Annotated in this window: 11 protein-coding genes; 6 read left to right on the top strand and 5 right to left on the bottom strand. The window is 62.3% G+C overall.

Annotated elements, in window-relative coordinates:
• The first annotated feature begins 91 nt into the window (after positions 1–91).
• From AC0IYH_RS19625 to AC0IYH_RS19610, 4 genes are all read left to right on the top strand, one after another.
• Positions 92–880 (top strand): AraC family transcriptional regulator, encoded by a 789-nt coding sequence (locus AC0IYH_RS19625; RefSeq protein WP_471835821.1) that lies wholly within the window; start codon positions 92–94, stop codon positions 878–880.
• Positions 881–951: 71 nt separating this feature from the next.
• Positions 952–1251, top strand: coding sequence for a PsiF family protein (locus AC0IYH_RS19620; protein ID WP_116627296.1), 300 nt, complete (start codon positions 952–954; stop codon positions 1249–1251).
• 119 nt (positions 1252–1370) lie between these two features.
• On the top strand, positions 1371–2384 hold the full coding sequence (locus AC0IYH_RS19615; protein ID WP_122673989.1) for an AI-2E family transporter: 1014 nt from the start codon (positions 1371–1373) through the stop codon (positions 2382–2384).
• A 153-nt stretch (positions 2385–2537) separates the two neighbouring features.
• A complete protein-coding gene (locus tag AC0IYH_RS19610; RefSeq protein ID WP_116627295.1) occupies positions 2538–2879 on the top strand; it encodes a thioredoxin domain-containing protein in 342 nt (113 codons plus the stop codon).
• A gap of 31 nt (positions 2880–2910) precedes the next feature.
• On the opposite strand, the gene AC0IYH_RS19605 is transcribed toward AC0IYH_RS19610, so the two are convergent.
• A complete protein-coding gene (locus tag AC0IYH_RS19605; RefSeq protein WP_122774775.1) occupies positions 2911–4179 on the bottom strand; it encodes an Hsp70 family protein in 1269 nt (422 codons plus the stop codon).
• Between the two features lie 237 nt (positions 4180–4416).
• Between AC0IYH_RS19605 and AC0IYH_RS19600 the strand changes: the two genes are divergently transcribed.
• Positions 4417–5364, top strand: a complete 948-nt coding sequence (locus AC0IYH_RS19600; RefSeq protein ID WP_471835818.1) for a DnaJ C-terminal domain-containing protein — start codon at positions 4417–4419, stop codon at positions 5362–5364.
• 90 nt (positions 5365–5454) lie between these two features.
• A complete protein-coding gene (locus tag AC0IYH_RS19595; protein WP_471835816.1) occupies positions 5455–11502 on the top strand; it encodes an NEL-type E3 ubiquitin ligase domain-containing protein in 6048 nt (2015 codons plus the stop codon).
• A 44-nt stretch (positions 11503–11546) separates the two neighbouring features.
• On the opposite strand, the gene ureC is transcribed toward AC0IYH_RS19595, so the two are convergent.
• From ureC to AC0IYH_RS19575, 4 genes are all read right to left on the bottom strand, one after another.
• Positions 11547–13247 (bottom strand): urease subunit alpha, encoded by a 1701-nt coding sequence (ureC, locus tag AC0IYH_RS19590; protein WP_116627291.1) that lies wholly within the window; start codon positions 13245–13247, stop codon positions 11547–11549.
• A 114-nt stretch (positions 13248–13361) separates the two neighbouring features.
• A complete protein-coding gene (locus tag AC0IYH_RS19585; RefSeq protein WP_049710249.1) occupies positions 13362–13667 on the bottom strand; it encodes an urease subunit beta in 306 nt (101 codons plus the stop codon).
• Positions 13664–14197, bottom strand: coding sequence for a GNAT family N-acetyltransferase (locus tag AC0IYH_RS19580; RefSeq protein WP_471835813.1), 534 nt, complete (start codon positions 14195–14197; stop codon positions 13664–13666). The genes AC0IYH_RS19585 and AC0IYH_RS19580 overlap by 4 nt, the downstream gene beginning before the upstream one ends.
• A gap of 5 nt (positions 14198–14202) precedes the next feature.
• Positions 14203–14715 carry a GNAT family N-acetyltransferase gene (locus tag AC0IYH_RS19575; protein WP_471835811.1) on the bottom strand — a complete coding sequence of 171 codons (513 nt, stop codon included), beginning with the start codon at positions 14713–14715 and terminating at the stop codon, positions 14203–14205.
• Positions 14716–14718 lie beyond the last annotated feature (3 nt).

The raw sequence follows: 14718 nt of genomic DNA, 5'->3' as shown, positions 1-14718 counted from the left end.
AAACCAGGTGTGTTGATGAGGCAGGATTATCCCCTGTCTGGATCGAAGCCTATACTGCGATCCAGACAAGCGACCGTTGTATCCAGACAATATGGCCAGACATACCGTACGCCTCGCGGATTTCCCGCGCCTGCCCAGCCCGGTGTACTTCCGTTATTCCGATTTTGCCCCGGACACCGAGTGCACGCCGCACCAGCACTTCTGGGGCTCGCTGGATTACTCGGCCAGCGGCGTGATGCGCATGGAAGTGGCGGGCAGCCGCTTTATGTCGCCGCCGCAGTACGCCGTGTGGGTGCCGCCGCACACCGAGCACAGCTCCTACAACGCCCATGCGATCGTCTATCACTCGGTGGGCCTGGCGCCCGAGCTGTGCGAGCAACTGCCCAAGCAGCCGTGCACCCTGGCGATCAGCGACATCCTCAAGGCCATCCTGCGCGACTTTGCCCTGCGCGATGTGAACATCCCCCAGAGCGACGCCGACCGGCGCCTGGCCGAGGTGGTCGTGGACCAGTTGCGGCAGGCGCCGATCCACGATTGCTTCCTGCCCTACGCCCGCCACCCCGGGCTGCTCGGTGTGCTCGAAGGTATGCAGGCCGACCCCGCCGACAACCGCCCCCTGGCCCACTGGGCCGAGCACGTGCATGTGAGCGAACGCACGTTGGCGCGCCAATTTGTGCGGGAGCTGGGCATGAGCTTCGGCGAATGGCGCCAGCGCCTGCGCTACCTGGCCGCCATCGAGGCGCTGGACAGCGAGCGCAGCGTGCAACACGTGGCCTTTGACCTCGGCTACAGCACCGCCTCGGCCTTTATCGCCATGTTCCAGCGCCACGCCGGCTGCACGCCGGAGCAGTACCGGCGGGCAAATATTCGCGGCCGGTGAAGATGTAACAGGCTTTGACTACACTCCTCGATAGGCCGTGCCCCTCGGCACGGTAACAGGGAGAAAACTCCATGAAGATGCTGCGTATTCCGCTGTTGATGATGGGCCTGCTGCTGTGTTCCCAGGGTTTTGCCGCCACCGCCCAGCAAAATAAAATGACCACCTGCAACGCCGAGGCCACTACCAAGACCCTCAAGGGCGACGACCGCAAGGCCTTCATGAAGACCTGCCTGTCGGCCCCGGCGGCCAACGACGCCAAGACCCTCACCCCGCAACAGCAGAAAATGAAGGACTGCAACGCGTCGGCAAAAACCAAGGCGCTGGCCGGCGATGCGCGCAAAACCTTCATGAGCACCTGCCTCAAGGGCTGATCACATATCAAATGTAGGAGGGGGCAAGCCCCCTCCTACACTTAATCGCATCCCTCTCGCTTGATTCCCTCAAGGCTGGCAGACTGCCCATCCTTTAGCGCCGTTCGTTTTGAGGCTGTATGCCAACGTTTTCTCAGCGTCACGTGATATTGCTGGCCAGCTACATCATCATTTTCGGCGGACTGCTGCTGGTGCTGCCGCTCAAATTGCTGCCCAGCCTGCTGGCCGGCCTGTTGGTTTATGAACTGGTCAACATGCTCACCCCTCAACTGCAGCGGCTGATCGAAGGCCGGCGTGCACGCTGGCTGGCGGTAGCGTTGCTCGGCACCTTGATCGTCAGCGTGCTGGCGTTGATCTTCGCCGGCGCCATCAGCTTCCTGCTCCACGAAGCGGAAAACCCCGGGGCCTCCCTCGACAAATTCATGGGCGTGGTCGACCGTGCGCGCGGCCAGCTGCCGCCGTTCCTCGACGCCTACCTGCCCGCCAGCGCCGCCGAGTTCCGCGTGGCCATCGGCGATTGGCTGAGCAAGCACCTGAGCGAACTGCAACTGGTCGGCAAAGACGCCGCCCACATGTTCGTGACCCTGCTGATCGGCATGGTGCTCGGCGCGATCATCGCCCTGCAGCGCGTACCCGACCTGACCAAGCGCAAGCCCCTGGCCGCTGCGCTGTTCGATCGCTTGCACCTGCTGGTCCAGGCGTTTCGCAATATCGTCTTCGCCCAAATCAAGATCGCCGCGCTCAACACCGCGTTCACCGCGGTGTTCCTCGCCGTGGTGCTGCCGCTGTGTGGCATCCACCTGCCGCTGACCAAGACCCTGATCGTGCTGACCTTCCTGCTCGGCCTGCTGCCGGTGATCGGCAACCTGATGTCGAACACGCTGATCACTATCGTCGCGCTGTCGCTGTCGATCTGGGTGGCGGTGGCGGCGCTGGGCTATCTGATCGTGATCCACAAGGTCGAGTACTTCCTCAATGCGCGCATTGTCGGCGGGCAGATCAGTGCCAAGTCGTGGGAATTGCTGCTGGCGATGCTGGTGTTCGAAGCTGCGTTTGGCCTGCCTGGCGTAGTGGCGGGGCCGATTTACTATGCGTATCTCAAGAGCGAGTTGAAGCTCGGCGGGATGGTTTAACCCTCGGTGCCCGTGTGCCAGCGGGTTCGCCACATAAGCACGGTCTGACTCGTCCATACCTGTTAACTCTGACAGTAGACGCGCGTTTTTCCAGCTGGTTTGCTACGGGCAAGGAGTTTGCGCACGCGGGCTCCATTTCTCGGGAGAGCGTTCATGAGCGTTATCGAGCTAAGTGACGAAACCGCTGTAACCAAGGCCCTTCAATCCACAACAAAACCAGTGGTGCTGACCTTTGTCGGCAACCTGACCAAAGCCGATGGGACGCCAAGCTCCAGCGGAAAGATGAAAGCGGCGGTCGAGCAACTGGCCGACGATGACGTGGTCGGCGCCGGCACGCTGGTGTTGGTCAAGACATTCGACGCCGGTGGTCAAGTCGAGAAAGTCTTCGATGTCCAATCAGGCCCAACGACGCTCCTGCTTGAGGTGGAGCAAGTCGTAGGGTTTTACACGGCTGATTGGCTGAAGACCAAAGTCATCGACACCTTCAAACTCTGACCCCTCACCGAGAGTGAGGGGCCGGGCTTGATCAGATGCCGTAGCGCTTGCTGGCCTCAATCGCCAAACCACTGCCGATGCTGCCAAAGATATTGCCTTCCACGTGCCGCGCATTCGGCAGCATCGCCGAGATGCTGTGGCGCAGCGCCGGGATGCCGCTGGAACCACCGGTGAAGAACACCGTGTCCACTTGCGCGACACTCACCGAGGCATCGTTGAGCAGCTGCGTGACGCTGCCGCGCACGCGCTCCAGCAGGTTGTCGATGGACGACTCGAACAGCGCCCGGCTCAGTTCCACGCTCAGCCCCGCTTCGATACGGTCCAGCGCCACGTGGCGGCTGTCGTCGTGGGTGAGCTGGATCTTGGTCTCTTCCACTTCCATCGCCAGCCAGTGCCCGGCGCGCTGTTCGATCAGCTTGAACAGGCGGTCGATGCCACCGGTGTCTTCGATGTCGTAGCGCATGCTGCCCAGGGCCAGCTGGGATTTCTGCGAGTACACCGAGTTGATCGTGTGCCAGGTGGCCAGGTTCATGTGGTGGCTGGTGGGCATGTAGGCGCCGCTTTTCATTCGGCTGCCGTAGCCGAACAGCGGCATCATGCCTTGCAGGCTCAGTTGCTTGTCGAAGTCGGTCCCGCCGATGTGCACACCGCCGGTGGCGAGGATGTCGTCCTGGCGGTTGTCGTTGTGGCGACGGTCCGGCGACAAGCGCACCAGCGAGAAGTCGGACGTACCGCCGCCGATGTCGACAATCAGCACCAGCTCTTCCTTGGCGATGGTGGACTCGTAGTCGAAGGCCGCCGCAATCGGCTCGTACTGGAACGAGATGTCCTTGAAGCCGATTTTGCGCGCCACGTCCACCAGGGTGTTTTCGGCTTCCTGGTCGGCCATCGGGTCGTCATCGACGAAGAACACCGGGCGGCCCAGCACCACTTCTTCGAACTCACGACCGGCGGTAGCCTCGGCGCGGCTCTTGAGCTGGCCGATAAACAGCGCCAACAGGTCGGTGAACGGCATCGCCGTGCCCAACACGCTGGTGTCGTGCTTGATCAGCTTGGAGCCCAGCAGGCTCTTGAGCGAACGCATCAAGCGGCCTTCGTAGTTTTCCAGGTATTCGTGCAGGGCCAGGCGGCCGTACACCGGGCGACGCTCCTCGAAGTTGAAGAACACCACTGACGGCAAGGTGATCTTGTCGTCCTCCAGCGCGATAAGCGTCTCCTCGCCGGGGCGGATCCAGCCGACGGTGGAGTTGGACGTGCCAAAGTCGATGCCGCAGGCACGGGCTGGGGATGGGTTTTTCATGTCTATCGGGTTCCGGTTGAAAAACGGCCGCGCAGTGTATGCCAGTCGAGCGCGGATGCGTAGGCCGGCTATCTGTAAATACGCCTTGAAAGTGTGGGATTCGCCCCCACATCTGCTCCATACGGCAAGTGCCGATAAAACTCCGACGCACCCCCAGGCCACATCTCTCAACAGGTGCAAAGCAGCGCACGTTGTGCCCCGGGCTGTGCGATCTCGATTAAGGATGGTGAACCGCCGATGGATTTCAAAGATTACTACAAGATATTGGGTGTCGAGCCGAGCGCCGATGACAAGGAAATCAAGGCCGCCTATCGCAAACTCGCGCGCAAATATCACCCGGATGTAAGCAAGGAAAAAGACGCCGAAGCCAAGTTCAAGGACGCGTCCGAAGCCTATGAAGCGCTTAAAAGCGCCGACAAGCGCGCCGAATACGACGAACTGCGCAAATACGGCCAGCATGGCCAGCCGTTCCAGGGCCCACCGGGGTGGCAGAGCCGTGGCGGCTTTGGCGGCGGCGGCCAGGACCAGGGCGATTTCTCGGACTTCTTCAGCTCCATCTTCGGTTCGCGCGGCGACGCCTTTGGCGGCGGCCAGCGCCGGCCGACCGGGCGCAAAGGCCAGGACGTGGAGATGCAACTGTCGGTGTTCCTCGAAGAGACGCTGTCTACCGAGTCCAAGCAGATCAGCTTCCAGGTGCCGCAATACGACCCCTCGGGCCGGCATGTCAGCAACACCACCAAGAGCCTGAACGTGAAGATCCCCGCCGGCGTGGCCGACGGCGAGCGCATCCGCCTCAAGGGCCAGGGCGCGCCGGGCATTGGCGGTGGGGCGAATGGCGACCTGTACCTGATCATCAAGTTTGCGCCGCACCCACGGTTTGAAGTGGATGGCGAAAACCTGGTCATCAACCTGCCGCTGGCGCCCTGGGAATTGGCGCTGGGCACGGAAGTGGCCGTGCCGACCCTCACCGGCAAGATCAACCTCAAGGTGCCGGCCGGCAGCCAGAACGGCCAGCGCATGCGCGCCAAGGGCCATGGCTTGCTGAACAAGGCCGGGGAGCGCGGTTACCTGTTCGTGCAACTCAAGGCGGTGATGCCGAAAAACACCGACGACGAGGTTAAGGCGTTGTGGCAGGAACTGGCGAAAAAAGCCGCGTTTGATCCACGCGAGTCGTGGAACACCTGATACTCCGCTGCACCGCTACATAGATAGGCCCGGCCTTGGAAGTGAGCTGATTAAGTTAATCACCTTTCTACTCTTCAAAGGCAGGTGCCTATGTCCACTCCCCAAACGCCCGGTCCGGGCTCGCCAGTGCCCGATGTTCCAGGCGCCCGCGCGGTACCCGATCTTTCCCTGTCCAACGCGGACTATGTCAAACAAGCACTGCCCGCCTGGCTGATCAAGGCCAGCGCGCAACGTCGTGTAGAGATCACCCTGGGCGATCTCACTCAGCAGCCCTGGTTCCAGGGCCTTTCGTGCGAGCAGCAACAGAACCTGAAGCACTGCACCCGAACCAGCCTGCAATCCCAGCAGGTGGTAAGTGAGCGTATGGCCAACCTGCAGTCGGTCGAAGCGTTTGCCAAGGTGCATTTGTCCCAGGCGCTCAAGGACCGGTTCAAGGTTGAACTCGACGTCGACAACACCTTTATCAAGCTGGAGAAAAACCTCAGGTTGGGACTGCTGGGCATCAAGGCCGGAGAGTTCAACGTATTGAATGTCTCGCTGCTGCATGCAGCCCTGCACAACTTTGAAGAAGACGAAGGTCAGCCGGGCTTCTTTGGTGAAACCTCAGGGTTCACCACCAAGGACGGCTCACCTGTCAGCACCCGCCTGACCGTGGAACAGTTCATCAACCTGTGTCGCAGCCTGGACATCGGCGCGCAGTACCAGGCCTATATCAAGGGCTTTCTGAAACCACAGGACGCAGTGCTCGACTCCTCCTTGCGCCAAGTGGTCACCACCCGCAACAAGGATGCGATGCGGGCGGCGGCTTACCTGGCCCTGGTCAAGCACGACATTGAACCCGACGACTACGCCATGGTGCTCAAGGTCATCGACGGTGAGCGCAACCCGACATTGGGCGGCAAGCCGGTGTGGTTCTGTTGCCTGAGTGTCATGGGGCTAAAACTCAAAGGCTGTGTGGTGTTCGAGCCGGTGCAGAAGTACCGCTATGGCGATGCGTCGATTGTCTATGTGCCGCACGACCCGGAGCATCCGTTCAAACGCTACAACACGTCTGAAGCGCTCAAGGAAGAAATCACGCGGCAATTGCTGGCGCTGGATGCCACGCCGGCCAGCGCCGCAGCCGGGCCGCAACCCACGGGTTATCAGCGCTTTTTCAGCCAGTTTGTCGACGGTGAAAAACGCCCTTATTATTTCAGCCGCTTTACCGAGGCCGTCTCGGATGCGGGGGCAAACCTGAGGGCGGTTACCCGCTCGCCACTGTTCCAGGGCCTTTGGGATTTCGTCAGTCCGCTCTCATCGATAGCGCTCAAACCCCAGGAACAACCGCCGGAAAAACCGGCCACGCGGCATACGGCCCAGGCCCCTGACGTCAAACCGACGGTGGTTGCCCGTTACGGCCTGTGGTCGCCGAATGTCGATTTGTGGGCCGACCTCTACGAGGGCAATCGCGACAAGATCATCAACGACGCCCGCCACCAGGCCGTGCCCACTGCCGACGTGGATGCCAAGGTGCGCGCGCAGAAAATCGCGCACCTGTTGGAGGGCGGTTTCGTGGTGCTCGGGCTGGTGTCGATGTTCGTGCCGGTGCTGGGCGAAGTGATGATGGCGGTGATGGTCGAGCAGCTGTTGGCCGAAACGTTCGAGGGCGTGATGGACTGGAGCCAGGGCGACCGCGAGGCCGCCCGCCAGCACTTGCTGGATGTGGCGCAGAACCTGGCCATGCTGGCGCTGATGGCGGGCGCCGGCAAGGGCCTGGCGAGGTTGCCCAAGGTCGAGACACCGGCGTTGATCGATGAACTCAAGCCCATCAGGTTGCCCACAGGCGAACAGCGTCTTTGGAAGGCAGACCTTGCACCCTACCGCAGTGACGTGAGCCTGCCCGCCGAATCGGCGCCCAATGAGCTGGGTTTGCATCGCTACAACCGCCAGCAAATGCTGCCGCTCGACGACGGCCACTACGCGGTTACGCAAGACCCGGCCAGTGGTGAGTACCAGATCCCCCATCCGACCCGGGCCGACGGTTACGCGGTCCCGCTGGAGCACAACGGCGCCGGCATCTGGACCCATAGCGTCGACGAACCCCTGGCCTGGGACGGCCCGACGCTGATGAAACGCCTGGGCTATCGCGCCCAGGGCCTGGACGACGCACAGCTTGAGCGCGTGCGTGTGGCCAGCGGCGTCGAGATCGACGACCTGCGGCGCATGTATGTTGAACAGGATCAACCTTCGGCCTTGCTCAGCGATACGCTCAGCCGTTTTCGCATTGAGCATGACCTGGAGGTGTTCGCGCGGCAGATCGCCAGTGATCAGCCTCAAGACTTCGCCAAGGCCGACTTGCGTCTGCAATTCAAGATCATGCGCGAGCAGGGTTTGTTGCCGACCAAGCCCCTGCTGCGCGTGATGCTCAGCCGGTTCGATGACGTCTGGGAGGACCCCGCCCCTGCGGATGGGACCGTGCGCCGGCAGGTCATTGTGGTGGACGAGCCAACCCGTACCAATGGCTCGCTCCTTGAGTCCCTGCTAAAGATGTACAGCGCCCAGGGCGTGGACCTGAGCGTCGTACCCGGGACCTCGGAAATGACGATGGCCGAGCGTGCCGGCGCATTGCGCAAGGAGATTGCGGCCGATGCGCAGAGCAATCGGTTGATGCTTTTTGAGTCTCTCTATAAACAACAGACTAGCGGCGCCGACCCGCTGGTTGGGCGTATCCGGGCAAACTACCCGCACCTGCCGGACGCGGTGGCCCGGCAACTGCTGGAACAGGCTACCCCGGCGGAGCGGGAAGCGCTCGCCAACCCCGGCGCCTTGCCGCCGCGTCTCGATAGCCTGGCGCAGTGGTGCCATCAGGAGCTGCGAGTCAACCGGGCTTATGAGGGGCTGCATCTGGATATCAGCGCCAGCGTCGACAGCGAACGGCTGGCGCTGCATAGCCTGGAAACCTTGCCCGGCTGGCCGGCCAATGTGCGTTTCGAGTTGCGTGAAGGCGGTGCCCGCGGGCGCTTGCTGGACACGCTCGGGGTGCCATCGTCAGCGCTGCGCGGCGTGCTGGTGGTCAACGAGGGCTCAGGCTTTGCCCAGGACGGAAGCGGCAGCCTGTATGCCTCGGTATTGAGCGACCTGTTGGCGCAGGAGCGACAGGCGCTGGGCTTCACCCTGCGCGACGCCGAGCGGCTCAAACAGGCCGTGCAACGGGCGCCCATGCCCAGGGACGCTTTCCGGGCGGTGTTGCACGAGCAGCGCGTGCTCAAGCCCAGCCTGGAGCCGGGCTCTCGCCTGGCGGGTGGCATGCCTGTGTTTCAGCAAATGGCGGGCTGGTTCCGTACGTCACGTGGCCGGGTACGAAAGCTGTACCCCGGCTTCACCGAGATGGAAGCCGACGCGTTCCTGCAAACCCTGGGCGACACGGCCGACACCGAGTTGACCCGCCTTGAGGCCGAGTTCGCTGTCTTGAAGCGTGGGTTGACTGACTGGGCGCGCAAATCAGCTTCGCGTCTCGGGACTGATCGAGGGGTTGCCGCGCAAAAAGAGCAGCTGTCCCAGCGCCTCATGCGCTGCTGGCAGCGCCAGGGCGACACCACATTGAACCTGAAAAAGGCAACCGAATTACCTTCGCTAAAGGTACCGCTCCCCTACATCGAGGAACTGGTGCTGGACGAGTCATCCTTCAGTGTCAATGCCGACGCCTTCCTCAATGGGTTTCCCAGGCTCAAGCGCCTGCGCATCAAGGACCAGCGGCTGGGCGCGATCCCGCAGTCCATCGCGCGGATGCAGGACCTGACTCACCTGGACCTCAGTGGCTGCATGATCGAGGCAACCGAGACAGACGCCGCGCTTCTGGAAGGGCTGACCCAACTGCAAGACCTGAACCTGCAAGACCAGAATATGTCGCGACGCTTACCGGATTTCAGCCGCATGCCCGCCTTGCAACGGCTCAACCTCAAAGGCACCTTCACCCGCCAATGGCCGTCCGGGTTGCGTGATCAGGCCGACTTGCAACTGATAGATTTGCGTGACAACCAATTGCGCGAAGTGCCTGCGGCCATTCTTGATCCCGCGCCCGAGCATCTGGAGGCCCAAGCCAGGGCCAATCGGGTGACCTTGCTGCAGGGCAACTGGTTTACTCACGACGTCTATCGACAGCTCAAGGCCTATCGGGAGCGGCTGGCCGCTACCCGGCCAGAGTTGTTGGCGGGCGGGCTGGAGAACGCATTCATCGTGGCGGATCCCGTAGCCACTCGCTTGCTTGAGCTACGCCCCGGCTTGAAACCGGCGCAGGTCGAGGCGTTTTTGCAACCGCTGGAGACGGTCGAGGCCAGGCTGCGGGCCCTGGAGCAAGAGCTTGAGACATTGCGTCGCCAACTCTCGTCCTGGTCGTTTTCGGGCGGCGGTGAGGCGCAACGCTACGTGCGGTTAAATCGCGTGGCGCAAGCGGCAAGCACCCGTGGTGATCGCTACGAGGCAGTGGAACGTATCCTCAAATGCTGGCGCTGGGAGACGGCGCAGAAACTGGCGATTGACGGCACGCCGATCGGTCTGGAACTGAACCTGAGTGGCCTGACCCTGGAAAGCCTGCCGGACCTGGACGCCGACTTCAGCCATGTGGGGTCACTGAGATTGAGTGACATGAACCTGAGCAGTTCGCCGGATGGCTTCCTCAACCGCTACCGGGGCGTGCGTTGGCTGGATATGTCTAACAACCAATTGACCCGGTTGCCGCAGGCGCTGGGTGACATGCACGGTTTGACGCGTCTGTACCTGGATCGAAACCAGATTCGCCTGGACGTCGAGTCGGCTCGGGTGCTGTCTGAGCGAATCACCCTCAGGGGGCTGAAGCTGCAAGATAATCCGTTGGGTATGGCACCGGACTTTACGCAGATCACGGACATGCGCTCGCTCTTTTTGAGCAATACCGAACTCGAAACCTGGCCTGTCGGCCTGTCAGAACAACCGTTGATCGACATGATTGATCTGAGTCAGAACCGCATCACCACTATCCCGGACAACGTGGTGGCGCCGTCTGCCGAACATCTGGAGCAAATGTCGCGGCTCAATGGCGCGACGCAGATCTATGGCAACCCTCTGTCCGAGGCTACCCAGCAGCGGTTGAGCAATTACTGGGCCCGTCTTGAACGTGAACGGCCAGAGTTGGTTCGCACCCGGTATCAATCGGCTTTCAGGTATCAGGCGCCGGCGTTATCTGTGGTGGAGTCGGCGGGGACGAGGCTGGCCCGTGTCCAACTGCAACGCTGGACCCGGGACCTGCCGCTGGAACAGCAGGGAGTACGGGAGGCGCAATGGTTTCAGCTGGTCAGGCATCAAGAGGCGGCGGGATTCTTTGAAGTGCTGCGAGATCTGGATGCCTCGGGGGCAGGTTATGCCAATCTGCAGCAACGCGTATGGGCGGTGATCGAAACCATTACCCGCAACAGTGCCGAGTCCCGGGCGTTGCGCAAGCAAATGTTCGAGTGGGCGGGCAGGGCGGCCTGCGGTGACCGGGCGGCGTTGTCGTTCAGTAACCTGGAGATCATGTCGCTGGTCTACCGGGCCGAAACCCAGGCTGAATCAGGGCAGCGAGCGCCGGCGCTGTTGAAATTGGCCCGTGGGCTGTTCCGCCTCGATCATGTTGAGCGGTCCGCCCTGGAGGATATTGCGCACCGGACAGAACTGATCGATCAGATGACGGAGCTGACGGCGGATGAAAGAGCCATCCGTATCGCACATCTGGAAGAGGTCGAGATCCGGCTGGCTTACCGCTACGGCCTCAAAGACCGGTTGGAGCTGCCGGCCCAGCCCACCCAGGCCAGGTTTATCCAGCTGGCCGATGTCACGCCGCAGATGCTGGACAACGTGTATACGAGCATCGTTTCCATGGACAACTCACCGGCAGAGTTTCAGGCACTGCTGGCGCGGGACTTCTGGATGGACTACGTGACCAACACCTATCGCGCGCAGTTTGAGGCGCAGCGTGAACCGTTCCAGGCGCGCCAGGCTGCACTGCACGAGCGCCATTCGGCGGGGGAGATTTCGGACGAGAGCTATACACAGAGTTCCGATGCCCTGGCGGGGGAGTTGCAGATTGCGGAGGCGGAGTCGATCAAGACATTGAGCCGACAGCTGTTGGCGGATAACCCGCTTTAAAGACCTCGTGGCAAGGGCGCCAGCGCCCTTGCCAGCGGCCTTCGCTAGAACAGGAAATACCGCTGCGCCATCGGCAGCACCTCCGCCGGCTCACACCACAGCAACACCCCATCGGCCTTGACCTGGTAGGTCTGCGGGTCCACTTCGATATCCGGCAGGTAATCGTTGTGGATCAGGTCGGTTTTCTGCACGTCGCGGCAGCCCTTGACCACCGCAATCTGCTTCTTCAATCCCAACTGCTCGGGCAACCCCGCCGCCAATGCCGCCTGGCTGATAAAGGTCAGGCTGGTGGCGTGCAGCGAGCTGCCGAAGCTGGCGAACATCGGGCGGTAATGCACCGGTTGCGGCGTGGGAATCGAGGCGTTGGCGTCGCCCATCAGGCTTGAGGCAATCGCGCCGCCCTTGAGGATCAGGGTCGGCTTGATGCCGAAAAACGCCGGGCGCCACAGCACCAGGTCGGCCCACTTGCCGACTTCGATGGAACCTACGATGTGGCTGATGCCATGGGTGATCGCCGGGTTGATGGTGTACTTGGCGATGTAGCGCTTGGCGCGGAAGTTGTCGTTGCCCGGGCCATCGCCCGGCAGTGCGCCGCGCTGTTTTTTCATCTTGTCGGCGGTCTGCCAGGTGCGCGTGATCACCTCGCCGACGCGGCCCATGGCCTGGCTGTCGGAGCTGATCATCGAGAACGCGCCGAGGTCGTGCAGGATGTCTTCGGCGGCAATCGTTTCACGGCGGATGCGGCTTTCGGCGAAGGCCACGTCTTCGGCAATGCTTGGGTCCAGGTGATGGCAGACCATCAGCATGTCCAGGTGCTCGTCGATGGTATTGCGCGTGAACGGCCGCGTCGGGTTGGTGGAGCTGGGCAGCACGTTGGGGAAACCGCAGGCCTTGATGATGTCCGGCGCGTGGCCGCCACCGGCACCTTCGGTGTGGTAGGTGTGGATGGTGCGGCCCTTGAGCGCGGCGAGGGTGGTTTCGACGAAGCCGGACTCGTTCAAGGTGTCGCTGTGGATCGCGACCTGCACGTCGTATTCGTCGGCAACGCTCAGGCAGTTGTCGATGCTGGCGGGCGTGGTGCCCCAGTCTTCATGGAGCTTGAGGCCGATGGCGCCGGCCTTGACCTGTTCGATCAACGGCTCCGGCAAACTGGCGTTGCCCTTGCCGGTAAAACCGATGTTCATCGGGAACGAATCGCTGGCCTGTAGCATGCGCGCCAGGTGCCACGGCCCCGAGGTGCAGGTGGTGGCATTGGTGCCGGTGGCCGGCCCGGTGCCGCCGCCGATCATGGTGGTGACGCCGCTGGTCAGCGCCTCCTCGATCTGCTGCGGGCAGATGAAGTGCACGTGGGAGTCGATGCCGCCGGCGGTGAGGATCATGCCTTCGCCGGCGATCACTTCGGTGCTGGCGCCGATGGCCATGGTCACGCCCGGCTGGATATCCGGGTTGCCGGCCTTGCCGATCGCGTGGATGCGGCCGTTTTTCAGGCCTACGTCGGCCTTGACGATGCCCCAGTGGTCGATGATCAGCGCGTTGGTGATCAGCGTGTCGACCACTTCATGGGCCAGCAGTTGGCTCTGGCCCTGGCCGTCGCGGATCACCTTGCCGCCGCCGAATTTCACTTCTTCGCCGTAGACGGTGAAGTCCTGTTCCACTTCGACGAACAGCTCGGTGTCGGCCAGGCGAACCTTGTCGCCCACGGTGGGGCCGTACATGTCGGCGTAGGCTTGGCGGCTGATTTTCATGTGTGGTTGCCCTGAAAAATTTATGTTGAATGTGAGTCCGCTATCGGGGGCAAGCCCCCTCCCACAGTTGGAATGCGTATACCCTGCGGGAGGGGGCTTGCCCCCGATGAGGCCCTAAAGATCACCCATGATCCGCCCGGCAAACCCAAACACCCGCCTGCCACCGCTCAAATCCACCAACTCAACCTCCCGACTCTGCCCCGGCTCAAACCGCACCGCCGTCCCCGCCGGAATATTCAGGCGCATGCCACGGCTGGCTGCGCGGTCAAACGTCAGCGCGTCATTGGTCTCGAAAAAATGGTAATGCGAGCCCACCTGGATCGGCCGGTCGCCGCTATTGGCCACGCTGAGGGTGACGGTGCGCCGGCCCACGTTGAGTTCGATGTCGCCAGGCTGGATCTGATATTCACCAGGAATCATGCAGGTTGCCCCAGGGTCTTGAAGTAGATGGCGGTCGGGCTGTAGCGCCCGTCCGGGCTTTGGCAGTAGTCGGGCAGTTCACCGACCTTGGTGTAGCGCAGCGACTGGTAGAACGCTTCGGCGGCAGAGCCGGCCTCGGTGTCCAGGTACAGCAGCCCGCGCTTGTGCTGGCGCGCGGCGAGTTCCAGGGTATTCATCAACTGTTGGCCGAGGCCATGGCGACGCGCGCTGCTGTGCACCAGCAGCTTTTGCACCTCGGCGCGGTTCACGCCGTTGGCTTTCTGGCACAGCGCCAATTGCACGCTGGCCTGCACCTGTTCATCGCGCACCACCACCCACAGCAACAGGCTGGCGTCCTCGATACCGGCGTGCACGCCGCCCAGGTAATCGCGGGCCTGGGCTTCATCGAAGTCGGCCATGAAGCCGACCGACGCGCCATGCTTGACCGCGTCCAGCAACAGCTCAATCAAACCCTGGCGGTAATGGGCAAAACTCTCGGCATTGACTCGACGCAATTGCGCAGCGCTCATCGGTCTTACTCCTTGGGCGGCTCGGCGCCCGGGTTCAAGGCCAGTTGCATAAAAGTCAGGTCCAGCCAGCGGCCGAACTTGATACCCACTTGCGGCATCTGCCCGGTGGTGACGAAACCCAGGCGTGCATGCAGGCGGATCGAGGCCCGGTTGCCGCTTTCGATGGCGGCGACCATCACGTATTTGCCGCAGGTGCGAGCGCGTTCGATCAGGGCTTCCATCAGGCGTGGGCCGAGGCCTTTGCCGCGCTGGTCGTTGCGTACATACACCGAGTGTTCGACGCTGTAGCGAAAGCCCTCGAACGGGCGCCAGTCGCCGAACGAGGCGTAGCCGGTGACTTCATCGTTTTCTACGCTGACCAGGATCGGATACCCCTGGGCATGCCGGGCACTGAACCAGGCCTGGCGGTTGCCGAGGTCCACCGGTTGTTCGTTCCAGATCGCCGTGGTGTTGCGCACCGCATCGTTGTAGATATCGCGGATCGCCGGCAAATCGTTTTGGGTTGCATCACGAATCATGGC

The sequence above is a fragment of the Pseudomonas sp. AC463 genome (assembly GCF_979253585.1).
This window is presented reverse-complemented; position numbering and strand designations above follow the sequence as displayed.